The organism is Pseudomonas canadensis (genome assembly GCF_030980095.1).
Lineage (GTDB): Bacteria > Pseudomonadota > Gammaproteobacteria > Pseudomonadales > Pseudomonadaceae > Aquipseudomonas > Aquipseudomonas canadensis.
In genome coordinates, this window is the sequence record NZ_CP133298.1 from 1,292,315 (window position 1) to 1,319,122 (window position 26,808).

Annotated in this window: 21 protein-coding genes and 1 pseudogene; 13 read left to right on the plus strand and 9 right to left on the minus strand. The window is 61.3% G+C overall.

Features of this window, described 5'->3' with window-relative positions; genetic code table 11:
* Positions 1–123 precede the first annotated feature (123 nt).
* Together RB216_RS05895 and RB216_RS05900 are read left to right on the plus strand one after the other, a co-directional pair.
* A pseudogene (locus RB216_RS05895) lies at positions 124–420 on the plus strand (GNAT family N-acetyltransferase); the annotation flags it as partial.
* A 194-nt stretch (positions 421–614) separates the two neighbouring features.
* Positions 615–800, plus strand: a complete 186-nt coding sequence (locus RB216_RS05900) for a hypothetical protein (protein ID WP_028619101.1) — start codon at positions 615–617, stop codon at positions 798–800.
* A 41-nt stretch (positions 801–841) separates the two neighbouring features.
* Here the strand turns inward: RB216_RS05900 and RB216_RS05905 are convergent, their stop codons facing one another.
* The 9 genes from RB216_RS05905 to RB216_RS05945 all read right to left on the minus strand — a co-directional run bounded on the left by RB216_RS05905 (position 842) and on the right by RB216_RS05945 (position 12,965).
* A complete protein-coding gene (locus RB216_RS05905) occupies positions 842–2,467 on the minus strand; it encodes a glucan biosynthesis protein D (RefSeq protein ID WP_028619102.1) in 1,626 nt (541 codons plus the stop codon).
* A 296-nt stretch (positions 2,468–2,763) separates the two neighbouring features.
* Complete coding sequence (locus RB216_RS05910; RefSeq protein WP_308908415.1) at positions 2,764–4,626, minus strand: flavin monoamine oxidase family protein; 1,863 nt, start codon at positions 4,624–4,626, stop codon at positions 2,764–2,766.
* Between the two features lie 78 nt (positions 4,627–4,704).
* On the minus strand, positions 4,705–6,129 hold the full coding sequence (locus RB216_RS05915) for a gamma-aminobutyraldehyde dehydrogenase (RefSeq protein WP_236320453.1): 1,425 nt from the start codon (positions 6,127–6,129) through the stop codon (positions 4,705–4,707).
* A gap of 170 nt (positions 6,130–6,299) precedes the next feature.
* Positions 6,300–7,109 (minus strand): ABC transporter permease, encoded by an 810-nt coding sequence (locus tag RB216_RS05920; RefSeq protein WP_012722540.1) that lies wholly within the window; start codon positions 7,107–7,109, stop codon positions 6,300–6,302.
* Positions 7,099–8,028, minus strand: a complete 930-nt coding sequence (locus RB216_RS05925) for an ABC transporter permease (RefSeq protein WP_028619105.1) — start codon at positions 8,026–8,028, stop codon at positions 7,099–7,101. Before RB216_RS05925 ends, RB216_RS05920 begins: the two co-directional genes overlap by 11 nt.
* Position 8,029: 1 nt before the next feature.
* Positions 8,030–9,064, minus strand: a complete 1,035-nt coding sequence (locus tag RB216_RS05930; RefSeq protein WP_308908416.1) for an ABC transporter ATP-binding protein — start codon at positions 9,062–9,064, stop codon at positions 8,030–8,032.
* A gap of 175 nt (positions 9,065–9,239) precedes the next feature.
* The gene (gene ydcS / locus RB216_RS05935) at positions 9,240–10,391 is read right to left on the minus strand and encodes a putative ABC transporter substrate-binding protein YdcS (protein ID WP_028619107.1); all 1,152 of its coding nucleotides are present in this window, start codon (positions 10,389–10,391) and stop codon (positions 9,240–9,242) included.
* A gap of 71 nt (positions 10,392–10,462) precedes the next feature.
* Positions 10,463–11,920, minus strand: coding sequence for a gamma-aminobutyraldehyde dehydrogenase (locus tag RB216_RS05940; RefSeq protein ID WP_308908417.1), 1,458 nt, complete (start codon positions 11,918–11,920; stop codon positions 10,463–10,465).
* 133 nt (positions 11,921–12,053) lie between these two features.
* The gene (locus tag RB216_RS05945) at positions 12,054–12,965 is read right to left on the minus strand and encodes a LysR family transcriptional regulator (protein ID WP_003209548.1); all 912 of its coding nucleotides are present in this window, start codon (positions 12,963–12,965) and stop codon (positions 12,054–12,056) included.
* A gap of 168 nt (positions 12,966–13,133) precedes the next feature.
* On the opposite strand from RB216_RS05945, the gene RB216_RS05950 reads away from it, so the two are divergent.
* The 11 genes from RB216_RS05950 (at position 13,134) to RB216_RS06000 (ending at position 26,805) form a co-directional block, all read left to right on the plus strand.
* The gene (locus RB216_RS05950) at positions 13,134–13,844 is read left to right on the plus strand and encodes a tellurite resistance TerB family protein (RefSeq protein ID WP_308908418.1); all 711 of its coding nucleotides are present in this window, start codon (positions 13,134–13,136) and stop codon (positions 13,842–13,844) included.
* A gap of 149 nt (positions 13,845–13,993) precedes the next feature.
* Entirely contained in the window at positions 13,994–15,616 is a 1,623-nt protein-coding gene (locus RB216_RS05955; protein ID WP_028619110.1) for a methyl-accepting chemotaxis protein, read from the plus strand.
* Entirely contained in the window at positions 15,616–16,128 is a 513-nt protein-coding gene (locus RB216_RS05960) for a chemotaxis protein CheW (protein WP_028619111.1), read from the plus strand. Before RB216_RS05955 ends, RB216_RS05960 begins: the two co-directional genes overlap by 1 nt.
* Positions 16,125–17,384, plus strand: coding sequence for a CheR family methyltransferase (locus RB216_RS05965; protein ID WP_028619112.1), 1,260 nt, complete (start codon positions 16,125–16,127; stop codon positions 17,382–17,384). Before RB216_RS05960 ends, RB216_RS05965 begins: the two co-directional genes overlap by 4 nt.
* On the plus strand, positions 17,381–18,082 hold the full coding sequence (locus tag RB216_RS05970) for a chemotaxis protein CheW (RefSeq protein ID WP_122686302.1): 702 nt from the start codon (positions 17,381–17,383) through the stop codon (positions 18,080–18,082). The genes RB216_RS05965 and RB216_RS05970 overlap by 4 nt, the downstream gene beginning before the upstream one ends.
* Entirely contained in the window at positions 18,079–20,346 is a 2,268-nt protein-coding gene (locus tag RB216_RS05975; protein WP_028619114.1) for a hybrid sensor histidine kinase/response regulator, read from the plus strand. Before RB216_RS05970 ends, RB216_RS05975 begins: the two co-directional genes overlap by 4 nt.
* Positions 20,343–21,353: a chemotaxis response regulator protein-glutamate methylesterase gene (locus tag RB216_RS05980; RefSeq protein WP_028619115.1), complete on the plus strand. Its 1,011-nt coding sequence runs from the start codon at positions 20,343–20,345 to the stop codon at positions 21,351–21,353. The genes RB216_RS05975 and RB216_RS05980 overlap by 4 nt, the downstream gene beginning before the upstream one ends.
* A 51-nt stretch (positions 21,354–21,404) precedes the next feature.
* Positions 21,405–22,406 carry a response regulator gene (locus RB216_RS05985; protein WP_028619116.1) on the plus strand — a complete coding sequence of 334 codons (1,002 nt, stop codon included), beginning with the start codon at positions 21,405–21,407 and terminating at the stop codon, positions 22,404–22,406.
* Between the two features lie 887 nt (positions 22,407–23,293).
* A protein-coding gene (gene prfB / locus RB216_RS05990; protein ID WP_100215725.1) for a peptide chain release factor 2 occupies positions 23,294–24,389 on the plus strand; the annotation gives its coding sequence in 2 pieces (ribosomal slippage) (positions 23,294–23,365 and positions 23,367–24,389; 1,095 coding nt in all).
* Positions 24,390–24,482: 93 nt separating this feature from the next.
* Positions 24,483–25,982, plus strand: a complete 1,500-nt coding sequence (lysS, locus tag RB216_RS05995; protein ID WP_028619117.1) for a lysine--tRNA ligase — start codon at positions 24,483–24,485, stop codon at positions 25,980–25,982.
* Positions 25,983–26,088: 106 nt separating this feature from the next.
* A complete protein-coding gene (locus RB216_RS06000) occupies positions 26,089–26,805 on the plus strand; it encodes a TetR/AcrR family transcriptional regulator (protein WP_016979842.1) in 717 nt (238 codons plus the stop codon).
* Positions 26,806–26,808: the final 3 nt, after the last annotated feature.

Here is a 26,808-nt window from a genome sequence, read left to right on the forward strand (position 1 = left end):
CTGGCTGAGCGGTCGATGAAACCCACCCTGACCCGGTGGGTTTTTTCTTGCTCGCATTTGACGCAAGCCTGATCCTGGGTCGCCTAAAAGGAGGAGGCCATCATGCTGTTGGAACGTGCGTTAACTGACAATCGCCCCCTCCATAACCAAACGTTGCGTATGCGCCAACTGAAGTTCCTGCACGTCAGCCATGCGGCGCGCGGCTTGGGGCTGGGAGGGCGTTTGTTCGCGCTGGCCTGTGAGCACGGCCGCCAAACCGGAGCGGATGCGTTGTACATCTCGGCCACGGAATCGCGCAATACCGTGGATTTTTACCTACGCCAAGGCTGCCGGTTGCTGCAGCAACCTGATCCAGAACTGTTTGCACAAGAGCCCCATGACATTCATCTCTACCGACCGTTAGGTGAGAAAGGACTGTAGGTCTTGGTTACCGGAGCAAATATTTAAGTGATTACTCTAAAAAAGTCCCACGCTGAGCAATAAGGTTTCTACGCTTAGGGTAAGCCTGATTTCTGGCCCAGGAAGTCAGTCGGTTTGCCCAGTGAGGCATTGCGCTTCGTGGGAGGCGGTTAGGGGCAACGGGAGTATTTGATGGATATCAGGAGAAGCAGTCCATGGCCAAGTCCTATGGTGTAGCGGGGGTGGTGGTGTCGTTTCTGGCCCGCAGGGTGTTTTTGCGTGGCCGAAGGCTGAGTTCGGATGAACTGGAATTACTGGCGCAGTACCGCGCCCTGACCGAGAACGATCAGGTGGCGATGCGCTATTTGATTGGGGCGATGAAAAGTGTGTCGCGGTTCTGAGCACCTGTAGGCGCTGGCAAGCCAGCGCCTACAGGGGGCGATCAGGTGTACTTGCGCTGGTCCGGAGCCGGCGGGAAGTACTGGTACAACCAGGTTTCACTCAAGGTGCGGTCCTGGGTGCGGATGAACAGGCGCAGCTCCACCGGCTCCACGCTGTCGCTGGTCGGGTACCAGTCAAACAGGATGCGGTAGCCCTTGATGTTATCCAGTACCAGCACGCTGAAATCCTTGACCTGGCCATGGGAGCAAGTCACCACCGGCTCGATCCCGGTGCCCTGTGGAAGGCGATCCAGGCCGCCGCCCTTGAAGTCCACGGCAAAACGGCGCGCCCACACGGGTGGGTAGTGCTCGCCCGGAGCCCAGCCCTCGGTAAAGCCACCCATGCCTGAACGGGTCGCGTCGACTTGGGCTAGCGGTGTGCTCACCGGTGGCAGGGCGCTCCAGTACAGCTTGTAGCCGTAGTTGAGCGAGTCGCCGGCCGCCACGGGTTTTTTCGGGGTCCAGAAGGCCACGATGTTATCCAGGGTCTCACCGGTTGTAGGAATTTCCAGCAAATCGATAGAGCCCTCGCCCCACGCAGTGGTTGGTTCCACCCACAGGCTCGGGCGCTTGCTGTACCAGTCCACGGTGTCTTGGTAGCTGGCGAACTCATGGTCGGTCTGCACCAAGCCGAAGCCTTTCGGGTCTTTATCGGCGAACGCGTTGAATTGCAGCTTGGCCGGGTTGTTCAGCGGGCGGCAGATCCACTCGCCGTTGCCGCGCCACATGGCCAGGCGGTCCGAATCGTGGATCTGCGGGTGGATGGTGTCGCACATACGGCGTTCGTGAGTGCCGCAGCTGAACATGCTGGTCATCGGCGCGATGCCCAGTTGTTCGATAGTGGTACGCGCGTTGATGTGTGCGTCGATCGCCATCACCACCTGGTTGGCCTGGCAGTCGATATCGAAGCGGTAGGCACCGGTGGCGCTCGGGGAGTCGAGCAGGGCGTAGACCACGAAGCGGGTGGCGTTCTTGTCCGGGGTTTCAAACCAGAACTGCGTGAAGTCGGGGAACTCCTCGCGCTTTTTCGCGTAGGTGTCGATGGCCAGGCCACGGGCCGAGAGGCCGTACTGCCCGGTGCTGTCCACTGCGCGGAAGTAGCTGGCGCCGAGGAATGACAGTACGTCATGGCGGTCCAGCTCCGGCGCCTTGAACAGCTTGAAGCCGGAAAAACCCAGGTCACCGGTCAATTGCTTGGTATCGACCGTGGTCTTTTCATAGTTGAACAGCGATGGGCGGAAATGCACTTCGCGCGCTTCGCGGGTCTTGGGGTCGACACTGTGCATGCGCACCGGCGTCTTGAAGCCCATGCCGACGTGGAAGAACTGCACGTCCAATTGACCATTCAATTCCTTCCACAGCGAATGGTTGCCGTCGTAGCCGATGGCGTTGAAATTCTGCGGGGTCATGGTCGCCAGTGTCGGCGGCAGCACCTGTTTGGTGTCCTTGTAAGCGGTCCCGGCGAGTTGTTTGGCCTGGGCCTTGAGCGAGTCGAAATCGAACGCCACGGCCTTGCCATCAGCAGCACGGTTCCCGGCCCAGGCCTGGGCGGCGAGCAGGCCGCTGGCCGACAAACCGGTGTAAGCCGCAATGGCCATGGACGCTTTGAGCAAATTCCTGCGGTGCATAGAGACAACCTGTCGTGAGCAAATCCCGCGCCGTTCCTGGCACGTAGCGGATCAGAAATTACGGTTCGGACATGCCTTCGGCCAAACACAACGGACATTAAACAGACGCCGGATAGCTTAAGCGGTTCGATGACGTAGGAAAATTGATTGATAGCGACGTGATGGCCTAGCAAATGCGACAAGACATTTCCGACTCACAAAAATCCCCTGTAGGAGCCGGCTTGCCGGCGATGGCGTCCGAGAGAACGCTGCAAGGCTCATGGGCCTCATCGCCGGCAAGCCGGCTCCTACAAGGGTCAGGCGATTTCGCCTACGGCGCGATACGCCTCATCAATCGCCGCATGCGCATACGCACTCCACGCCGCGTCCGAGTTGGCGATGCTCACATGCCCCACCGGCTTTTTCGCCAGGTTCATCCACGCCTCGCTCTGGTCCGCATCGTCGAACAAGCTGTTGGAGAAGCTCGCATAACCGTGTGACCAGCGGTTGACAGTGATCGCCAGAATGTCGGTCTCATGGTTAAAACCACCCGGCCCGAGCATGCGTTGCAACTGGTCACGCAACTGCGCTTCCAGTTGCTCGAACGTCTGCCCATAGAGCTTGCCCCGCCCGGCGCGGGCCTGGTCGCGGGCGTTCATGCCGCTGTTGGGGCTGGTGGGTACATAGACCATGTGCAAGCCGATTGGCTGCGCCAGGTCGCGCGGGTGGTCGTAGCCGCCCATGCTTACCGGATAGTCCAGTTTGATGCGGCTGTAAGGTTGGGTCGCCGCGTAGATTTCATGCACGCCCAACTTCTGGAACGACTGCCAATTGCGGATCACCACCTTGGTGTACACCAGCGGGTACTTCACGTTCTGGCTGAGCGCTTGGGCCTGGGGCGCCGGCAAATCCTTCAACAGGTAGGGGATCATCATGTTGTAGCAGGCCAGGATGCAGCGTTTGCCGCGCACCTGTGCGAGTTGTCCGCCACGGCTATAGCCGATATGCACGCTGTTGCCAACGTTACGCACGCTGACCGCCGTGCTGTTCAAGCGCAGCCGTACGGCTGCCTTGGGCTGGTCGAGCTTGGCGTAGTCGAACGCCGCCAGCACGATATCGTCCATGGTGTGCCCTGGTGCCACGCCCGGGATCAAGCTGCGCACCAGCAACCGCGCGACCGAGGCATTGCCATCCGGGAAGTGGTAGATGTAGGGCTCTTCCATTTCCGCTGCCGCTTCTTCGCTGATCGGCGCCAGGTTCATCCCGGCAAAACCTGGGAAACCCACGCTATAAGCGTCAGCAGCAGCTACCGCATCGATGCTCAACGCCATGAAGTCATTGGTGCGGCTCTGGAAGTACTTCACCGCACCTTCCGATAATCCTACGTTCTTGAGCAGGAAATCGCGGTAGCTGGTAGCCGCCAGGTAGTCGGCCTTTTCTTCGGCCGTCTTGCCCGGCAGGTAATCCTTGGGCGCGGTGTGCAGTTCGATCAGGGCCAGGCGGTCTGCCGCTGGCAAGGGGAAGTCATTGATGAAGTCGCGGATGGCGCGGGCATTCAACTGGTCCGGTGCAATATCGTCGGCCACCATCGGCGTCGGGTCACCGGTCACCAGTTTGTCTTCGCCGAAGTTTTCCTTGTCGAAGAACACCCCGCGCGACAGCCCAAGGCCTGGGTAGAATTGGCGGTCGAAGGCGGTTTCGAAGCGCTTGATGTTCACCCCGAGCTTTTTCAACAGCCCGTTCACTTCCTTGCTGTACAGGTGATTGGGCGACTGGAATGCTTCGCTACCGCCGTAGCCGATGATCATGCGGCCACCGGCCTGGAATTCATTGCGCTTGGCGTGGCCGCCAAAGTCGTCGTGGTTTTCCAGGATCAGGATCTTCGCCTTGGGGTGCTTCTCGCGGTAGAACCACGCCGCCGACAAACCACTCAAGCCGCCGCCCACGACCACCAGGTCGTAGTCCTCAGTGATTGGCAGTGTGTCGGTGTCGAACACCTTCTTTTCCCAGCCCATCTGGTGCGCCACTTCGAACGAGCCGGCATGGCTGCCGCGCAGGCCGGTGAGGGCGGGTGGGTAGTAACGGCCATCGGGGGCGGCTTGCAGGATTTGCAGTGGGGTCATGCCGGCGGCGATGGTGACAGCGACGCCGTTGAGGAAGTCGCGGCGGGTGATATCCATGGGGAGGAACCTAAATTTTATTGTTATAAGACCCCTGTAGGAGCCGGCAAGCCGGCTCCTACAGGGGTGGCGCTGGGGTTAGTGCTTGAACATCACATGGCGCACGGTGGTGTAGTCCTCCAGCCCGTACATGGACATGTCCTTGCCATAGCCGGACAGCTTCTGACCGCCGTGGGGCATTTCGCTGACGAGCATGAAGTGGGTGTTCACCCAGGTGCAGCCGTATTGCAGGCGTGCGGCCAAGCGGTGGGCGCGTCCTACATCGGCGGTCCACACGGATGACGCCAAGCCGTAGTCCGAATCATTGGCCCAGCCCAGCACCTGCGCTTCATCGGTGAATTGGGTCACTGACACCACCGGCCCGAACACTTCGCGGCGCACGATCTCGTCGTCCTGCTGCGCGTCAGCCAGCACGGTCGGTTCAAAGAAGAAGCCATTGCCTTCCACTGCCTTGCCGCCGGTGACCAGGCGAATGTGCGGCTGCGCCACGGCGCGTTCGACGAAGCCCGCGACACGGTCGCGATGCTGCGCGGTAATCAATGGGCCCAGCTCGGTGGCCGGGTCATCCTGCAAGCCATACTTGATACTGGCGACCGCCGCGCCGAGTTTCTCGACAAACGCATCGTAGATATCCGCCTGGGCATAAATCCGGCAGGCCGCCGTGCAATCCTGACCGGCGTTGTAGAAACCAAAGGTACGAATGCCTTCCACGGCGGCGTCGATGTCTGCATCGTTGAAGATGATCACCGGTGCCTTGCCGCCCAACTCCATGTGCATACGCTTCACGCTGTCGGCGGTGCTGGAGATGATGTTTGCGCCCGTGGCGATGGAACCGGTCAACGACACCATGCGCACTTTCGGGTGGTTCACCAGCGGGCTGCCGACGGTTGGCCCACGGCCGAACACCAGGTTGAGCACACCGGCCGGGAAGATTTCAGCGGCCAGTTCGACCATGCGTAGCGCGGTCAACGGGGTTTGCTCCGACGGCTTGAGCACCACGGTATTACCGGCGGCGAGGGCCGGGGCGATTTTCCAGGCGACCATCATCAGCGGATAGTTCCACGGTGCGATGGAAGCAATCACACCCACCGGATCGCGGCGGATCATCGAGGTATGGCCGGGAAGGTATTCGCCGCCGGCCGAGCCGCTCATGCAACGGCTGGCGCCGGCAAAGAAGCGGAATACGTCGGCAATCGCCGGGATCTCATCGTTCAGCGCGGCGCTGTAGGGCTTGCCGCAATTGTCCGATTCCAGCTTGGCCAGCTCTTCGCCGTGGGCTTCGATCACGTCCGCCAGTTTCAACAGCAGCAGCGAGCGGTCCTTGGGCGCGGTTTGCGACCAGCTTTCGAAGGCCGCATCGGCTGCGCGAACGGCGGCGTCGACCTGGGCTTCGCTGGCTTCGTTGATTTCCACCAGCACGCGGCCGAGCGCCGGGTTGAATACCGCCTGGGCCGGGCCTTCGCCTTCGACCAGGTGGCCGTTGATCAGCAGTTTGGTTTGCATGGTTCAGCTCTCCTCAAAACGAGTGTTAATTCCCTGAAGAAACCGGCTCTTAATGTGGGAGCGGGCTTGCTCGCGAATACGGTGTGTCAGTCGACACATGTGTATCTGATGTACCGCTTTCGCGAGCAAGCCCGCTCCCACATTTGAACTGAGCTCCTCCAGCTGCAACGTTATTTACCGCCACTCCCGGCCACGCTTTCACCGCCGCGCGTCAGGTAGTAGGCACCGAGAATCGGGAACATCGTTACCAGCATCACCAGCATCGCGACCACGTTGGTCACCGGCACATCCCGTGGGCGGCTCAGTTGGTTGAGCAGCCACAACGGCAAGGTGCGTTCGTGGCCGGCGGTGAAGGTGGTGACGATGATTTCGTCGAACGACAGCGCAAAGGCGAGCATGCCGCCGGCCAGCAGCGCCGAGCCCAGGTTGGGCATGATGATGTAGCGGAAGGTCTGCCAGCCGTCGGCGCCCAGGTCCATCGAGGCTTCGATCAAACTGTGGGAGGTACGGCGCAGGCGGGCGATGACGTTGTTGTAGACGATCACCACGCAGAAGGTCGCGTGGCCGACGATGATGGTGAACATCCCCGGCTCGATCCCGAGCGTCTTGAAGGTCGCCAGCAATGCGATACCAGTGATGATCCCCGGCAGCGCAATCGGCAGGATCAGCATCAACGACACGCCTTGCTTGCCAAAGAACTCACGGCGATACAGCGCCGCCGAGGCCAGCGTGCCGAGCACCATGGCGATCAGCGTGGCGATGGCCGCGATCTGCAATGACAGCTTGATCGCTTCCAACACATCCGGCCGGGCGAAGGCCACGCTGAACCACTTCAATGTGAAGCCCTGGGGCGGAAAGCTGAACGCGGCTTCTTCGGTGTTGAAGGCGTAGAGGAAGATGATCAGGATCGGGAAATGGAGAAAAACCAGTCCACCCCAAGCGGCGATCTTCAGGCCCATAGAAGATTTTTCAGAGTGCATCGAAGGCCCCCAGGCGTTTGACGATGGACAGGTAAACCGCGATCAGCACGATCGGCACCAAGGTGAACGCCGCCGCCATGGGCATGTTGCCGATGGCGCCTTGCTGGGCGTAGACCATGCCGCCGACGAAGTAACCCGGTGGCCCTACAAGCTGCGGCACGATGAAGTCGCCCAGCGTCAGCGAGAAGGTGAAGATGGAGCCGGCGGCAATCCCCGGAATCGACAGTGGCAATATCACCTGCATGAACGTCTGGCGCGGCTTGGCGCCAAGATCCGCCGAGGCTTGCAGCAACGACGGCGGCAAACGCTCCAGGGACGCCTGGATCGGCAGGATCATGAACGGCAGCCAGATGTAGACGAACACCATGAAGCGCCCCAGGTGCGAGGTGCTCAAGGTGCTGCCGCCCACGCCGGGAATGCCCAGCACGAACTGCAACACCGGCTCCAAACCCAGGTGCTGCACGAACCACTGCGCCACGCCGCCTTTGGCCAGCAACAAGGTCCAGGCGTAGGCCTTGACGATGTAGCTGGCCCACATCGGCATCATCACCGCGATGTAGAAGAACGCCTTGGTCTTGCCCGTGGTGTAGCGCGCCATGTAGTAGGCAATCGGGAAGGCGACGACAGCGCTGGCGATCGACACCACGATCGCCATGCTCAGGGTGCGCACAATGATGTCGAAGTTCGACGGCTGGAACAGCGCGGCGAAGTTGGCCAGGGTCAGGTCCGGCGTGACCGCCATGGTGAAGTCGTCGAAGGTATAGAAACCTTGCCAGAGCAGGGTCAGCAACGAACCGAGGTAGATCGCGCCGAACCAGATCAGCGGCGGCACCAGCAGCATCGCCAGGTAGAGGTTGGGCTTGCGGTACAGCAGGTTGGAAAACCTGCGCATCGGCGGATGGGAAAGGGCTAGGCTCATGTCACACCTCGCCTGCGCTGTCGGTCAGCGGGGTCATGGCTTCCCGTGCCCAGCGAGCGGTGATGGACTGGCCGACCTGATGGCCGCTGCTGGTGTCCAGCCATTGGTTGTTGGCTTGGCTGATGTTCAGCGCCTGGCCGTTTTCCAGTTTCAGTTCATAGCGGGTGGCGCTGCCCTGGTATTGGATATCGTGGAGCAGACCGCTGATTTCCACTTCGCCGGCGCCCAATGGGCCTTCGGCAAAGCGCACGTGTTCCGGGCGGATCGAGAAGGGTTGCGCAGTGCCGCTGAGGCGCTGGGCCAGCTCGCCGCTAATCACGTTGGAGGTGCCGACGAACTCCGCGACGAACGACGTGGCGGGTTTCATATAGAGGTTGCGCGGGGTGTCGACCTGCTCGATGCGGCCTTTGTTGAACACGGCTACGCGGTCGGACATCGACAGCGCTTCGGTCTGGTCGTGGGTCACGAAGATAAAGGTGATGCCCAGTTGGCGTTGCAGCTTTTTCAGCTCGCTTTGCATCTGCTCGCGCAGCTTGAGGTCGAGGGCGCCCAGGGGTTCATCCAGCAGCAATACCCGTGGACGATTGACCAAGGCGCGGGCCAGGGCGACCCGTTGACGTTGGCCGCCGGACAGTTGCACCGGTTTGCGGTCGCCGTAGCCGCCGAGGGCGACCATCGCCAGCGCCTCTTCTGCGCGGTTCAGGCGTTCCGCCTTGCCCACGCCCTTGACCTTGAGGCCGTAGGCCACGTTGTCGCGCACATTCATATGGGGGAACAGCGCGTAATCCTGGAACACAGTGTTTACATCACGCTGATACGGCGGCAAGCCGGCGGCTTCCTCGCCATGGATGCGAATCGAGCCTGCGCTCGGCTGCTCGAACCCGGCGATCAGGCGCAGGCAGGTGGTCTTGCCCGAGCCGGAAGGGCCGAGCATGGAAAAGAACTCGCCGTCCTGGATATCGATGGAAACCCGGTCAACGGCTTTCACTTCGCCGAACTGACGGGAAACGTGGGTGAATTGGACTGCAAGCGTCATGGTGCGGTGCTCCAAAAAGGCGCGGGTCGTCGCAGCGGCCCGGCCTGGACTTCTGAAAAAACGAGGATGCATGTGTGCTGCGCTGAAACGGTGAAAATCGGGCTTTTGTGGTGAGCGGGCTTGCCCCGCGCAGGGCCAGCCTGCTCACCACAAGAAGCAGTCTCTGCAGGGACCCTTAGCGGCCACCCATGATCGCGATGTAATCCTGGGTCCAGCGGCTGTACGGCACGAACTTGCCGCCTTCAGCCTGCGGGGTTTTCCAGAAGGCGATCTTTTCGAACTGGTCGAAACCATTGGTCTTGCAACCCTCGGCGCCGAGCAGTTCGCTTTCCTTGCAGGCCGCAGGCACGGCCGGCAGCGAACCGAACCAGGCGGCAACGTCGCCCTGGACCTTCGGCTGCAGCGACCAGTCCATCCACTTGTAGGCGCAGTTCGGGTGTTTGGCCTCGCTGTGCAACATGGTGGTGTCGGCCCAGCCGGTGGCGCCTTCCTTCGGAATGGTCGAGGCAATCGGCTGTTTCTCGTTCTGCAGGCCGTTGACCTGATACGGCCAGGCGCTGGAGGCCACCACACCTTCATTCTTGAAGTCACTCATTTGCACGGTGGTGTCGTGCCAGTAGCGGTGGATCAGCGGCTGTTGCGCGCGCAGCAGTTCGAGCACCGCCTTGTACTGGGTTTCGGTCAGTTCATAGGGGTTCTGGATGCCCAGTTCCGGCTTAGTCGACTTGAGGTACAGCGCCGCATCGGCAATGTAGATCGGGCCGTCATACGCCTGCACACGGCCTTTGTTCGGCTTGCCGTCCGGCAAGTTCTGCGCGTCGAACAGTACGTTCCAACTGGTGGGCGCGGTCTTGAACACGTTGGTGTTGTACATCAACACGTTCGGGCCCCACTGGTACGGGGTGCCGTAGGTTTGCTGGCCGACCACATACCATGGCGCATCTTTCAGGCGCGGGTCGATGTTCTTCCAATTGGGGATCAGTGAGGTGTTGATTGGCTGCACACGCTTGCCGACGATCAACCGCAGCGACGCATCGCCCGATGCGGTGACCAGGTCATACCCGCCCTTGGCCATCAGGCTGACCATTTCGTCAGAGGTGGCGGCGGTTTTCACGTTGACCTTGCAGCCGGTTTCCTTCTCGAAACCGGTGACCCAGTCGTAGGCCTTGTCGCTTTCGCCACGTTCGATATAGCCGGGCCAGGCGACGATATCCAACTGGCCTTCACCGGCGCCCACTGCTTTGAGTGGTTCGGCGGCCTGGAGGCTGGCGCTGGCCAGCAGCGCGGTGGTCAGGGCACTGAGCAGTGCGGTCTTGTGCGCAGACATGGGGTTCCCTCTTCTTTAATTATGGTCGGGGCAGTTGTTCAAACCGGTAACGCATGAGCTTAGTTGTTGTTTTAAAGATGCTGGCCGTGTCGCGCCATGATGTGGCGCACCACGCTGTAGTCCTGCAGCGAATCGCTGGACAGATCCTTCCCATACCCCGAACGCTTCAAGCCGCCGTGGGGCATTTCGCTGACCAGCATGAAATGACTGTTGATCCAGGTGCAGCCGTATTGCAGGCGCGCCGCGACCTGCATGGCCTTGTCCAGGTTCTGGGTCCACACCGAGGAGGCCAGGCCGTATTCGGAGTCGTTGGCCCAGTCCACTGCCTGTTCCAGCTCGTCGAAGCGGGTCACGGTGACCACCGGGCCGAATACTTCGCGCTGCACGATTTCATCGTTTTGTTTACAGCCGGCGAGCAAGGTGGGTTGGTAATAGAAGCCCGCGCCGGAATGCACGGCGGCGCCGGTGATGCGTTCGATATGCGGCTGGCCGAGGGCGCGCTCTACAAAACTGGCGACGCGGTCGCGCTGGCGCGTGCTGATCAGCGGGCCGAGTTCATTGTCTGCATCGCGTTTACCGGCAAAACGCAGGCTGCTGACCGCCGCGCCCAGTTCGGCGACGAGTTTGTCGTGGATGCCGGCCTGGGCATAGATGCGGCAGGCGGCGGTGCAGTCCTGGCCAGCGTTGTAATAGCCGTAGGCGCGCACGCCCTCCACCACAGCTTGCAGGTCGGCGTCGTTGCACACGATCACCGGGGCCTTGCCGCCCAGTTCCAAGTGCGTGCGTTTTAGGGTTTTGGAGGCGGCTTGCAGAATCTTCTGCCCGGTGACGATATCGCCGGTCAACGAGACCATGCGCACCTTGGGATGGCTGACCAAGTGACTGCCGACGCCTTCGCCGCCGCCACACAGAATGTTGATCACGCCACGTGGCAGCAGCTCTTTAAGCACGGGGGCCAGGGCCAGGATCGACAGCGGCGTATGTTCCGACGGCTTGAACACCAAGGTATTACCGGCAGCCAAGGCGGGGGCGATCTTCCACGCGGCCATCATCAGCGGGTAGTTCCACGGCGCAATCGAAGCGACTACACCAATCGGATCGCGACGCACCATGCTGGTGTAGCCCGGCAGGTATTCACCGCTCAACTGTCCGGTCTGGCAACGCACAGCCCCGGCGAAGAAGCGGAACACATCCACGGTGGCACTCAAATCATCCTGACGCGCCAGATGCAAGGGCTTACCGCAGTTCAGAGATTCCAGACGGGCCAGGTAGTCGGCTTGTTTTTCGATGGCGTCGGCGATGCCCAATAGGATGTTCGAGCGCTGCTGCGGCGTGGTGCGTGACCAGCCGGCAAAGGCGCGGTGGGCGGCGAGGATCGCGGTTTCGACCTGCTCGGTGCTGGCTTCGGCGATTTGGGTGAGCACTTCACCGGTGGCCGGGTTGAGGATCGACTCGGCAAAACCCTGGCCTTGGACCAGTTCGCCGTCGATCAGCAACGCAGTGAGCAGCGGGGTGGGCGCGCCGGACATTTTTCGCGATCTCTTTTCTTGTGTGGCCATGGGCGTTCTCTTACAAGGCGCCTGACCTTCTCTTAGGGGATGAACAGAGACTAGAGGTCAGGCGCGAGGTCAACAAATACTAAATACTGAATGCAGCATTCGATTAAATAGATGGCTTGCGTGGGTGGGGCTGTTCACGGGCGACGGTGAGGAACGGGTCGACCAGCGCAGGCCGGGCGGTGCCACGGCGCCAGGCGAGGCCCACGTCGAGGGTCTGGCTGAGGTCGGCAATCGGGCGCGCTTCAATGATGTCGCCTTCAAGTGACCAGGGCCGGTAGGTCATGTCCGGCTGGATCGACACGCCGAGGCCCGCCGCCACCAGGCTTCGCACAGCTTCGGTGGAAGCGGTGCGCAAGGTCACACGAGGTTGCAGGCCTGCGCCGGTCCACATGCGCTGGGCGTTGTGGCCCATTTCGTCGACGTTCAGCTGGATCAGCGGTTCACGCGCCACATCGGCCAAGTTAATGCTGTCGTGTTCCAGCAGTGGATGTTGTGCCGGTAGCCACAAGCGGTGCGGGGAGTGGGTGAGGACTTCGGTCTGCAAGGCGTGGCGGTCTTCGAGGTTGGAGAGGATCAGCACGCCCACATCGATTTCACCGCTGACCAGCAAATGTTCGATATACGGGCGTTCATCCTCCATCACGCGGATTTCCACATTGGGGTAGGCGCGCTGGAATCGCGTCAACAAATCCGCGAGGTAATAGCCAGCCACCAGGCTCGTCACGCCGATGATCAACTGCCCGGCGACCTGGTCAGTGCTCTGCTGCAGGCTGCGCTTGGCGTTGTCGACGGTGGCCAGGATCAGATGCGCCTGGCGCAGAAATTGATGGCCCTGATGGGTCAGGGTCATGCCCTTGGCGTGACGGTTGAACAGGTTGACGCCGATTTCCTGCTCCAGTTGCTGGATCGCCAGGGTCAGGGTGGACTGGGAAATGAACGCTGTCTGCGCGGCAGCGGAGATCGAACCGGTTTCGGCCACGGCGATAAAATGCCGGATTTGACGCAAGGTCATCATGCTGGAATTACCAGTGGGGTGTTTTTATAGATTTGTTCGAGTGTATATCGATTTAAGTGAAGGGCGACCGCGTTACATCTGGAAGCACTCTAGATCGAGGCTTTTTGGCACTTAGTTTTACGCTGGGAGCCTATTGGTCCTATGAACCCTAGTGTCTGGAGGCTACGAATGAATACCCGTGGATTGCTCGATCAGTTGCTCAAGTCTGGCCAGGACATGTTGCAAAACAAGGCTGGCGGCCAGCGTAAGCAGGACGACAAAGGTGCACTGGGCGGTTTGCTCGGCGGTGGTGGCCTTGGCAGCCTGCTCGGTGGCGCAGGCGGCGGCGCCTTGGCGGCCGGCGCCATGGGGCTGCTGCTGGGCAACAAAAAAGCCCGCAAGTTCGGCGGCAAGGCCCTGACCTATGGCGGTTTGGCGGCGTTGGGCGTCATTGCCTACAAAGCCTATGGCAACTGGCAGGCGCAACAGGCCAATGCCCCGAAAGGTGAGCCGCAGACCATTGACCGCCTGCCACCGGCCCAGGTTGAGCTACACAGCCAAGGCATCCTCAAGGCGCTGGTCGCTGCCGCCAAGGCTGACGGCCATGTGGATGAGCGCGAGCGCGAATTGATCGAAGGCGAATTCACCAAGCTGGACAACGACCGCGAACTGCAAAGCTGGCTGCACGCTGAGCTCAACAAGCCCCTCGATCCAGCCGACGTGGCGCGAGCTGCCGGCACGCCGGAAATGGCCGCCGAGATGTACATCGCCAGCGTGATGCTGGTGGACGAGGAAAACTACATGGAGAAGGCTTACCTCGACGAACTGGCGCGGCAACTGAAACTGGAGCCGGGGTTGAAGCTGGAACTGGAAAAACAGGTACGCCAAGCCTCGCTCTGACCCCATGGCTTTATTGAGAGCACCCCGGATGCCGTAAAGGCCCGGGGTGTTTTTGCATTCTGTGAGCGCTACATCAAAACCCGTTGATAAATGAGGGCTTCTGCTCAGCTATACTCCCTCGCATTTGATCGGCCCTTCGAGGAATTACTGTGAAGAACTGGACCTTGCGCCAACGGATCTTGGCAAGCTTTGCGGTCATTATCGCCATCATGCTGTTAATGGTTGTGGTCTCCTATTCACGGTTGCTGAAGATCGAAACCAGCGAAGTTGCGGTGCGCGATGATGCGGTGCCGGGGGTCTACCTCAGCTCCATGATCCGCAGCGCGTGGGTCGACAGCTACCTGCAGACCCTCGAATTGCTGGGCCTGCGTGAAAACAAGCAGTTGAGCGACGCCGACCGTGCGGAGTTCAAGTCCTTTGAAGCACGCATCTTGCAGCAGATGGATAACTACGAAAAAACCATCGCCGGCGGTGACGATCGGTCCGAGTTCGACAAGTTCGAAACCCTGCACCAGGCCTATAACAAGAGCCTGTCCACGGTGCTCGACAGCCTGCAACGCGGTGACCTGGCTGCGGCACGCAAAGAGTTCGACACGCAGTTGACGCCGACCTGGACCGCAGGCCGCATGAAGCTCAACGACATCATCACCGAGAACAAAAACGTCGCCGACCGTGCGACCAACGCGATCGATGATGCGGTATCCGCAGCGAAAATCAGCATGTTTGTGTCGTTGGTCGTCGCCATCCTCGCCGCCGGCCTGTGTGGCCTGCTGCTGATGCGCGCGATCATGGCGCCGATGCAGCGCATCGTCGACATCCTCGAAACCATGCGCGACGGCGACCTGAGCAAGCGCTTGAACCTGGAGCGCAAGGACGAGTTCGGCGCCGTCGAAACCGGCTTCAACGACATGATGACCGAGCTGACCGCCCTGGTGTCCCAGGCCCAGCGTTCGTCGGTGCAGGTCACTACATCAGTGACTGAGATTGCCGCCACGTCCAAGCAGCAGCAAGCCACCGCCACTGAAACCGCTGCGACTACCACCGAAATCGGTGCCACCTCCCGCGAAATCGCGGCCACGTCCAAGGATCTGGTGCGCACCATGACCGAAGTGTCTACCGCCGCCGACCAGGCTTCGGTCGCCGCCGGTTCCGGCCAGCAAGGCCTGGCGCGCATGGAAGAAACCATGCACTCGGTGATGGGCGCGGCCGATCTGGTCAACGCCAAGTTGGCGATCCTCAATGAGAAGGCCGGCAACATCAACCAGGTGGTGGTGACCATCGTCAAGGTCGCTGACCAGACCAACCTGTTGTCGCTTAACGCGGCGATCGAGGCCGAGAAAGCTGGGGAGTACGGTCGCGGTTTTGCTGTTGTTGCCACCGAAGTGCGTCGCTTGGCCGACCAGACTGCCGTGGCCACCTACGACATCGAGCAGATGGTGCGCGAGATCCAGTCGGCGGTGTCGGCGGGCGTGATGGGCATGGACAAGTTCTCCGAAGAAGTGCGTCGCGGCATGTTTGAAGTGCAGCAAGTGGGCGAGCAGTTGTCGCAGATCATCCATCAGGTACAGGCCCTGGCGCCGCGGGTATTGATGGTCAACGAAGGCATGCAGGCCCAGGCCACCGGTGCCGAGCAGATCAACCACGCCCTGGTGCAACTGGGCGATGCCAGCAGCCAGACCGTCGAGTCCCTGCGCCAGGCCAGCTTTGCCATTGATGAGCTGAGCCAGGTGGCGGTCGGTCTGCGCAGCGGCGTGTCGCGTTTCAAAGTCTGATGAGCGACCTCGCGGCTAAACGCGGTGCCGTCTCGGCAGCGAAAAAGGCGTTGTTCCTGGTGTTCCACATCGGCAACGAACGTTACGCCCTCAAGGCCACGGAAGTGGCCGAGGTGCTGCCGCGCCTGCCTTTGAAACCCATCGCCCATGCACCGCTGTGGGTGGCGGGCATCTTTGCCCACCGTGGCACGCTGGTGCCGGTGATCGACCTTAGCGCATTGACCTTTGGCACCGCCGCCCAGGCGCGCACCAGCACGCGGCTGGTACTGGTCAATTACCAGCCCGAGCCCTGGACCGAGGCACGCTGGCTCGGACTGATCCTGGAGCAGGCCACCGACACATTGCGTTGCGATCCGGCGGAGTTTCAGCCCTACGGCCTCGACAACCGCCAGGCGCCGTATCTGGGGCCGGTGCGCGAAGACGCGTTGGGCTTGATGCAATGGATCGGCGTGAATGACCTGCTCACCGATGAGGTGCGCACCGTACTGTTTTCTGCCGAGCTGAGCCTATGAGCAGCGATCCGCGTTTCTTTGCCTTCCTTAAAGAGCGCATCGGCCTGGATGTCGCCTCGGTGGGCGAAGCCATCATCGAACGCGCGGTGCGCCAGCGCAGCCAGGCCGTCAATGCGCAAACCGCCGGCGAGTACTGGCAGCACCTGCAAAGTTCCGAGGATGAGCAGCAGGCGCTGATCGAAGCGGTGATCGTCCCGGAAACCTGGTTTTTCCGTTACCCCGAATCGTTCGCGACCCTGGCCCGCTTGGCCAAGGCGCGGCTGATCGAAATCAAGCAAATGCGCGCACTGCGCATCCTCAGCCTGCCGTGCTCCACGGGTGAAGAACCTTATTCGATTGCCATGGCATTACTGGACGCAGGCCTCGCGCCGCACCAGTTCAAGGTGCTGGGCCTGGATGTCAGCCCGCTGTCGGTGGAACGTGCGCGGCGCGGGGTGTATGGCAAGAACTCGTTTCGCGGTGGCGATATCGCCTTTCGCGATCGCCATTTCACCGAATACGGCGATGGTTACCACATTGCCGACCGTGTGCGCGAACAGGTGCGCCTGCAAGTGGGCAACCTGCTCGATCCGGGCTTGTTGGCGAATGAGGCGAGCTACGACTTTGTGTTCTGCCGCAACCTGCTGATCTACTTCGACCAGCCCACGCAGAAGCAAGTGTTCGACGTGCTCAAGGGCCTGACCCACGTGGACGGCGTGCTGTTTATCGGCCCGGCCGAGGGCAGCCTGCTGGGGCGCCATGGCATGCGTTCAATTGGGGTGCCGCAGTCGTTTGCGTACAGTCGGCATGCCGAGCCGGTCAAGCCTGAGCCCGTGTTTGTGCCGATCGCCGCGCCGATCCCGCAACGCAGTGCGGCGCCGATTCCGAGCAAGCCACGGCCGTTCAGCACGGCCAGCGCCCAGGTGGTGCCGATCAAGACGCCGCACACCGATGCGGGCGACTTGCTCAGTCGCATCGCCACCCTGGCCAATGAAGGCAAGAGTGCCGAAGCCCGCGCCGCGTGCGAACAGTATTTGAGCAACCACCCGCCGGCCGCCCAGGTGTTCTACTGGCTTGGGCTGCTCAGCGACGTGGCCGGCAGCGCCCTGGAAGCCCAGGGTTATTATCGAAAAGCCTTGTACCTGGAGCCCCAGCACCCGCAGGCCTTGATGCACCTGGCCGCGTTGCTCGAATCCCAGGGCGACAGTGCGGGAGCGCGCCGCTTGCAGGCGCGGGCTGCCCGTAGCGAGCGAGCTGACAGTGAGTCCAAACGATGAGTAACACCGAGGCGCTCGACACCGCAGGCCTGGACTTGACCCTGGCCGACACCCAAGCCATCGACGACTGCTGGAACCGCATCGGCATTCATGGCGACAAATCCTGCCCGCTGCTGGCGGACCATATCCATTGCCGCAACTGCTCGGTGTACTCGGCAGCAGCCACGCGGTTGCTGGACCGCTACGCCTTGCAGCAGGATGCGCATCGCCCGCATGCCACTGTCGAGCTGGGCGAAGACGTGGTCACCCGTTCTTTGCTGATGTTCCGTCTCGGCGAAGAATGGTTGGGCATTGCCACCCGTTGCCTGGTGGAAGTCGCGCCGTTGCAACCGATCCATTCCCTGCCGCACCAACGCTCGCGCGCCTTGCTCGGCGTGGCCAATGTGCGGGGTGCGCTAGTGGCGTGCCTTTCGCTGGTGGAACTGCTCGGCCTGGATGTCACCAGCAACGGCACCAGCGGCAGCCGCATCATGCCGCGCATGCTGATCATCGCCGCACAGGATGGCCCGGTGGTGGTGCCGGTGGATGAAGTCGACGGGATCCACGCCATCGATGAGCGCACCTTGAAGGCGGCTTCGGCCTCCGGCACCCAGGCCAGCGCGCGCTACACCCAAGGCGTGTTGCAGTGGAAAGGCCGCAGCCTGCGGTGGCTGGACGAGGCGCAATTGTTGTCCGCCGTGACCCGGAGCCTCACATGACCCCCGACCAGATGCGCGATGCCTCGCTGCTGGAACTGTTCAGCCTGGAAGCCGATGCGCAGACCCAGGTCCTGAGCGCGGGCCTGCTGGCCCTGGAACGCAACCCGACCCAGGCCGATCAGCTTGAAGCCTGCATGCGCGCCGCTCACTCGCTCAAGGGCGCGGCACGTATCGTCGGCGTAGACGCCGGGGTCAGCGTCTCCCATGTGATGGAAGATTGCCTGGTCAGCGCCCAGGAAAGCCGCCTGTACCTGCAACCCGAACATATTGATGCGTTGCTGCAAGGCACCGACCTGCTGATGCGCATCGCTACGCCCGACAATAACGTGGGGCCGGCGGATATCGAAGCCTATGTGGCGTTGATGGAACGCCTGCTGGATCCCTCCCAGGCGCCGGTCAAGCCTGCGCCGCCGCCAGAACCGGCGGCTGTCGTTGAAGAGCTGCCGCCGGAGCCCGAGCCCGCGCCGCCAGTGGCTGCTGAGCCGCTGCGTCAGAACAAACGCATGACCGAAGGCGGCGAACGTGTGCTGCGGGTAACCGCGGAGCGTCTGAACAGCCTGCTCGACCTGTCGAGCAAATCCCTGGTGGAAACCCAGCGGCTCAAACCCTACCTGGCCAGCTTGCAGCGCCTCAAGCGCATTCAAAGCCAGAGCGTGCGTGCCCTGGATACGCTGGACGGGCAACTCAAGACCCAAAGTCTGAACCTGGAAGCCCAGGAAGCACTGGCTGACACCCGCCGCCTGCTCAGCGAAGCCCAGGCCCTGCTGGCGGAAAAAACCGCCGAGCTGGACGAGTTCGGCTGGCAGGCCGGGCAGCGCGCCCAGGTGCTGTATGACACGGCGCTAGCCTGCCGCATGCGCCCGTTTGCCGATGTCCTGGCCGGGCAGGTGCGCATGGTGCGTGACCTTGGCCGCAGCCTCGGCAAGCAGGTGCGTCTGGAGATTGAGGGCGAAAAGACCCAGGTCGACCGCGACGTGCTGGAAAAACTTGAAGCGCCGCTCACCCATTTGTTGCGCAATGCCGTCGACCACGGCATCGAAATGCCCGAGCAACGCCTGCTCGCCGGCAAGCCGGCTGAAGGCCTGATCCGCCTGCGCGCGTCCCACCAGGCCGGTTTGTTGGTGCTGGAATTGAGCGATGATGGTAATGGCGTCGACCTGGAACGCCTGCGCGGCACCATCGTCGACCGGCATCTGTCGCCGCTGGAAACCGCCCTGCGCCTGAGCGAAGAAGAGTTGCTGACGTTCCTGTTCCTGCCGGGGTTCAGCCTGCGCGACAAGGTCACCGAAGTGTCCGGGCGCGGGGTCGGCCTGGATGCGGTGCAGCACATGGTCCGCCAACTGCGCGGCGCAGTGGTGCTGGAACAGACGGCGGGGCAGGGCAGTCGTTTCCACCTGGAAGTGCCGCTGACCTTGTCGGTGGTGCGCAGCCTGGTGGTGGAAGTTGGCGAGGAAGCCTATGCGTTCCCGCTGGCCCATATCGAACGCATGTGCGACCTGGCGCCGGACGATATCGTGCAACTGGAAGGTCGCCAGCATTTCTGGCACGAAGGCCGGCATGTCGGCCTGGTCGCCGCGAGCCAGTTGCTGCAGAGGCCGGCAGGGCAGAGTCCGTCGGACACCTTGAAGGTCGTGGTGATCCGCGAGCGCGATGCCGTGTATGGGATTGCCGTGGAGCGTTTTATCGGCGAGCGTACCCTGGTGGTGCTGCCGCTGGATGATCGTCTGGGCAAGGTCCAGGATATTTCCGCCGGTGCCTTGCTGGATGACGGCTCGGTGGTGTTGATCGTCGACGTGGAAGACATGCTGCGTTCGGTGGACAAACTGCTCAACACCGGCCGCCTGGAACGTATCGCGCGACGCAGCCAGCAGGCCACCGAAGCGCCGCGTAAACGGGTGCTGGTGGTGGATGACTCGCTGACCGTGCGTGAGTTGCAACGCAAATTGTTACTCAATCGTGGTTATGAAGTGGCGGTGGCGGTCGATGGCATGGACGGCTGGAACGCCTTGCGCTCCGAAGACTTTGACCTGTTGATCACTGATATTGATATGCCTCGTATGGACGGTATTGAATTGGTCACACTCTTGCGCCGTGACAGTCGCCTGCAATCGTTGCCGGTGATGGTGGTGTCCTACAAGGATCGCGAAGAAGACCGTCGTCGTGGACTGGACGCCGGCGCCGACTATTATTTAGCCAAAGCCAGTTTTCATGATGACGCCCTGCTGGACGCCGTGGTGGAACTGATCGGAGGCGCGCGGGCATGAGGATTGCGATCGTCAATGACATGCCCCTGGCGGTGGAGGCCTTGCGCCGCGCCTTGAGCTTCGAGCCCGCGCATCAGGTTGTCTGGGTGGCCGCCAATGGGCTGGAAGCGGTACAGCGCTGCGCTGAGCTGACGCCGGACCTGATCCTGATGGACCTGATCATGCCGGTGATGGACGGCGTGGAAGCCACCCGCCAGATCATGGCCGAGACCCCATGCGCCATCGTTATCGTGACTGTTGATCGCCAGGCCAACGTCAGCCGAGTGTTCGAAGCCATGGGCCATGGCGCCCTGGACGTGGTGGACACGCCGACCCTGGGCGTGGGCAATCCCAAGGATGCGGCGGCGCCGCTGCTGCGCAAGATCCTCAATATCGGCTGGCTGATCGGCCAGCGCGGCAGCCGCGTACGCGCTGAAACCGTTGCGCCGCGAATTACCGGGAAACGCCAGAGCCTGGTGGCAATCGGTTCATCGGCGGGTGGCCCGGCTGCCCTGGAAATCCTGCTCAAAGGCTTGCCCCGGGACTTTCCCGCCGCCATTGTGCTGGTGCAGCATGTGGACCAAGTGTTCGCTGCCGGCATGGCCGAATGGCTGAGCAGCGCCTCCGGTCTGCCGGTGCGCCTGGCCCGTGAAGGCGAACCCCCGCAAAGTGGCGTGGTGCTGCTGGCTGGCACCAACCACCACATTCGATTGCTGAAAAATGGCACGCTAGCCTATACCGCAGAACCGGTAAACGAGATCTACCGACCTTCGATCGACGTGTTTTTCGAAAGCGTGGCCAGCCACTGGAATGGCGATGCCGTCGGCGTACTGCTGACCGGTATGGGGCGCGATGGGGCCCAGGGCCTCAAGTTACTGCGTGAACAAGGTTATTTGACCATCGCCCAGGATCAGCAAAGCTCGGCGGTGTATGGCATGCCCAAAGCGGCGGCGGCGATTGATGCTGCTGTTGAAATTCGCCCACTGGATAGAATTGCGCCCCGATTGCTGGAGGTCTTTGCAAAATGAACAGGACTTCCCGCGGTGCTGGCTGGCAGGTAGTAATTCAGGTGACTGCACATGAATGATTTACAGATCGACGACATCAAGACCGACGAAAATGCCGCCATGGTGTTGCTGGTCGACGACCAGGCCATGATCGGTGAAGCCGTGCGGCGTGGCCTGGCTCATGAAGAAAACATCGATTTTCACTTCTGCGCCGATCCGCACCAGGCGATTGCCCAGGCGATCCGCATCAAGCCGACCGTGATCCTGCAGGATCTGGTGATGCCGGGCCTCGACGGCCTGACGCTGGTGCGCGAATACCGCACTCACCCGGCCACCGCGAATATCCCGATTATCGTGCTGTCCACCAAGGAAGATCCGCTGATCAAGAGCGCGGCTTTTTCTGCCGGTGCCAATGATTATCTGGTCAAGCTGCCGGACAACATCGAGTTGGTGGCGCGCATTCGCTATCACTCGCGGTCCTACATGACCCTGTTGCAGCGGGATGCGGCTTACCGTGCGTTGCGGGTCAGTCAGCAGCAGTTGCTGGACACCAATCTGGTATTGCAGCGGCTGATGAACTCCGATGGCCTGACCGGGCTGTCTAACCGTCGTCACTTTGATGAATACCTGGAGCTGGAGTGGCGTAGGGCCATGCGTGATCAGACTCAGTTGTCGTTGTTGATGATTGATGTGGATTTCTTCAAGACCTATAACGATAGTTTTGGGCACGTTGAAGGGGATGAGGCGTTGCGCAAGGTGGCGGCGACCATTCGTGAGGCGAGCAGTCGGCCTTCGGATTTGCCGGCGCGCTATGGGGGGGAGGAGTTTGCCCTGGTGCTGCCTAATACCTCGCCAGGTGGGGCGCGGTTGGTGGCCGAGAAGCTGCGCATGGCGGTGGCTGCTCTGAAGATTCCGCATAACGCGCCGACTGAGGGGTCGAGTCTGACTATCAGTATCGGGCTGTCGACCATGACGCCGCAGCAGGGGACGGATTGTCGTCAATTGATCATGGCGGCGGATAAGGGGTTGTATACGGCTAAGCATAATGGGCGGAATCAGGTGGGGATTGAGTAGGGCTTAGCGCTGCTGAGTACATATCCATTATTTAGGTTATGGCGGCTTATGGTTCCGCCCTTACGGCGGGTCACTTTTGAAAAGAGCCCAAAAGTAACCAAAAGGCTCTTGCCCCAACACTCGGCACCTCGCCTAGGCTCGGTGTGCCCTCACTCCGGCTTGAATCCGTGGGCCGCCGCGATGGGCCATCCTTGGCCCAGCGCGGCTAACCCGGCGTCCTGCCGGGTTACCCACGGATTCAAGCCTGCGTTCGGCCAGCGTGTTTGACGGGGCGCCTCAGATCAAGATCAAGAGCGACTCGCTTCGCATCGTAGATACGCGGTCCCGTGTAGGAGCCGGGGGGACGCCTAGTTCTTGCCGGCGAAAAACGTGAGACCGCCGCGTTTTGTCTGGTTCCCCGCGTCATCGTTGAAGACCATCGCCGGCAAGCCGGCTCCTACAGGACCGCGTTTGCTTTTGCCTTTGCTCTACACCACTCAAGCCGGCTGTCAGGCCGCTGTGCTTTTGCTTTTGATTTTGATCTTAGGCGCCCCGTCAAACACGCTGGCCGGAATTCGGCAGGGATTTGGGGGGTAAACCGGCAGGGATGCCGGTTTAGCCGCCCCGCGCCATGGATGGCGCGTGGCGGCGGCCCCCCAAATCACTGTCGGATTACGGGCACACCGAGCCTAGGCGAGGTGCCGAGTGTTGGGGCAAGAGCCCTTTGCTTACTTTGGGGCTTTTCCAAAGTGAGCCGCCGTAAGGGCGGAACCCTAAGTGGCCGTTACCTAAATAACGGATATGCCCCCCACCAACCCCAACCCTTTTCGCCCAGCGGACTGCCGCTCCCCCCCATTTCCCGTTATACTCGCCGGCTTTCAAAAGTTCGCCAACGAGTGCTGCCCGCCATGGAAATCAACCCGATCCTTAACACCATCAAGGACCTGTCCGAGCGCTCCGAAACTATTCGGGGGTATCTTTGACTACGATCAAAAGCATGAGCGTCTGACCGAAGTCAATCGCGAGCTTGAAGATCCTGCTGTCTGGAACAAACCTGAATACGCCCAGGAACTGGGCCGCGAGCGCGCTGCGCTGGCGCAGATCGTCGATACCCTCGACGAACTGAACACCGGTCTGGCCGATTGCCGCGACCTGCTGGACATGGCCGTCGAAGAAAACGACGAAGGCGCAGTGGGCGATGTCGTCGCCGAGCTGGCCCGTCTCGAGGAAAACCTCGCCAAACTCGAATTCCGTCGCATGTTCAGCCACGAGATGGACCCGAACAACGCCTACCTGGATATCCAGGCCGGTTCCGGCGGCACCGAGGCCCAGGACTGGGCCAACATCCTGCTGCGCATGTACCTGCGCTGGGCCGACAAGCGCGGTTTCGAAGCGACCATCATGGAGCTGTCCGCCGGTGAAGTCGCCGGTATCAAGGGCGCAACCGTGCACATCAAGGGCGAATACGCTTTTGGCTGGCTGCGCACCGAGATCGGCGTGCACCGCCTGGTACGCAAGAGCCCGTTCGACTCCGGCAACCGTCGCCACACCTCGTTCTCCGCCGTTTTCGTCTCGCCAGAGATCGACGACAAGGTGGAAATCGAGATCAACCCGGCCGACCTGCGCATCGACACCTACCGCTCCTCCGGTGCCGGTGGTCAGCACGTAAACACCACCGACTCGGCCGTACGTATCACCCACGTACCGACCAACACCGTGGTCAGCTGCCAGAACGAACGTTCCCAGCACGCCAACAAGGACACCGCCATGAAAATGCTGCGGGCCAAGTTGTACGAGCAGGAAATGCAGAAACGCAACGCCGCGTCCCAAGCGCTGGAAGACACAAAGTCGGATATCGGCTGGGGTCACCAGATCCGCTCTTATGTGCTCGATGCGTCGCGGATCAAGGATCTGCGCACTAACATCGAACGCAGTGACTGTGACAAGGTACTCGACGGCGATATCGACGAATACCTGGAAGCCAGCCTGAAGTCCGGCCTGTAATACGCTGACAAACCGCGATCCCTGTAGGAGCCGGCTTGCCGGCGATCCCCGGCCTGAGCCTGGGACAACGAACCCGATGGAATATTTAAAGACATGAGCGACCAACAACTCGACCAGGCCCTGCAACAGGAAGAAAACTCCCTGATCGCCCTGCGCAAGGAAAAGCTTGCTGCCGAGCGCGCCAAGGGCAATGCCTTCCCCAACGACTTCCGCCGCGAAAACTACTGCGATGCCTTGCAGAAGCAGTACGCGGACAAGACCAAGGAAGAGCTGGCAGAGGCTGCGATCCCGGTCAAGGTGGCAGGTCGCATCATGCTCAACCGTGGCTCGTTCATGGTGATCCAGGACATGACCGGTCGCATCCAGGTCTACGTCAACCGCAAGACCTTGCCGGAAGAAACCCTGGCCTCGGTGAAAACCTGGGACATGGGCGACATCATCGCGGCCGAAGGCACCCTGGCCCGCTCCGGCAAGGGCGACCTGTATGTGGAAATGACCAACGTGCGCCTGCTGACCAAGTCGCTGCGCCCGCTGCCGGACAAGCACCACGGCCTGACCGACACCGAACAACGCTACCGCCAGCGCTACGTTGACCTGATCGTCAACGAAGACGTGCGCCACACCTTCCGTGTGCGCTCGCAAGTGATCGCGCACATCCGTACCTTCCTGATGCAGCGTGACTTCCTGGAAGTGGAAACCCCGATGCTGCAGACCATCCCCGGTGGTGCCGCAGCCAAGCCGTTCGAAACCCACCACAACGCGCTGGACATGGAAATGTTCCTGCGTATCGCGCCGGAGCTGTACCTCAAGCGTCTTGTTGTCGGCGGCTTCGAAAAAGTGTTCGAGATCAACCGCAACTTCCGTAACGAAGGCGTTTCGACCCGTCACAACCCAGAATTCACCATGTTGGAGTTCTATCAGGCCTACGCCGACTACGAAGACAACATGGACCTGACCGAAGAACTGTTCCGCGAACTGGCGCAGTTGGTCCTGGGCAGCACCGACGTGCCGTACGGCGACAAGGTGTTCCACTTCGGCGAGCCGTTCGTGCGTCTGTCGGTGTTCGACTCGATCCTCAAGTACAACCCTGAGCTGACCGCCGACGACCTGAACGATATCGACAAGGCCCGTGCCATCGCCAAGAAAGCCGGCGCCAAGGTGCTGGGCTTCGAAGGCCTGGGCAAATTGCAGGTGATGATTTTCGAAGAGCTGGTCGAGCACAAGCTGGAACAGCCGCACTTCATTACCCAGTACCCGTTCGAAGTGTCGCCGCTGGCCCGTCGCAACGATGACAACCCGAACGTCACCGATCGTTTCGAGCTGTTCATCGGTGGCCGCGAAATCGCCAATGCCTACTCCGAGCTTAACGACGCGGAAGACCAGGCCGAGCGCTTCATGGCCCAGGTGGCCGACAAGGACGCCGGTGACGACGAAGCCATGCACTACGACGCTGACTTCGTCCGCGCCCTGGAGTACGGCATGCCGCCGACGGCCGGTGAAGGGATCGGCATTGACCGTCTGGTGATGCTGTTGACCAACTCGCCGTCGATCCGCGACGTAATCTTGTTCCCGCACATGCGGCCACAAGCGTAACCGAAGCGAAATCCGAAGCCGCCTTTTATAAGGCGGCTTTTTTATGGGGCGTTATTAAGCGTCAAGCAAACAGCGCCAGGTTTTGATCTATTCAAGGATGTGAGTCGTGAACCGCGTAACCGCTCAAGAAGGCGCCGCCGGCATTGCCGCTGCCGTGGCTGAAAGCGTCCAGTACCAGGGCCGCAAGGCCAGTCGTCGGGGTAGCGAGCAACGCAGACAAGACATTCTCGATGCAGCCATGCGCATTGTGGTGCGTGATGGCGTGCGGGCTGTGCGCCATCGCGCGGTGGCGGCGGAGGCGGGGGTGCCGTTGTCGGCCACCACCTACTATTTCAAGGACATCGATGACCTGCTCACCGATACCTTCGCCCAATACGTCGAGCGCAGCGCTGCGTTCATGGGCAAGCTGTGGGTGCGCAACGAAGGCCTGCTGCGCGAGATGGTCGCCTATGGCGATGGCAGCCCGCAGTCACGTTCGCAACTGGCCGATGACATTGCGCGGCTGACCGCCGATTACGTCTTGCGCCAGCTGACCAACCGTCGTGAGCACCTGATGGCCGAGCAGGCGTTCCGCCAGGAAGCATTGCTCAATCCGCGTCTGGCCGAGTTGGTACGTTCCCACCAGCAGATTCTGTTGCAGGGCACCGGGCAGTTTTTTCAGGTGCTGGGCTCCCGCGAGCCGCAACAGGATGCCAAAGTGTTGACGGCGATAATCAGTCGGATGGAATATCAGGGCCTGCTGGGCGGCGCAGAGCCTCTGACCGGTGAAGAGATGCTTGAGATCCTCAAGCGTTACATGCATTTGGTGTTGGCCTCGGTCTGACAC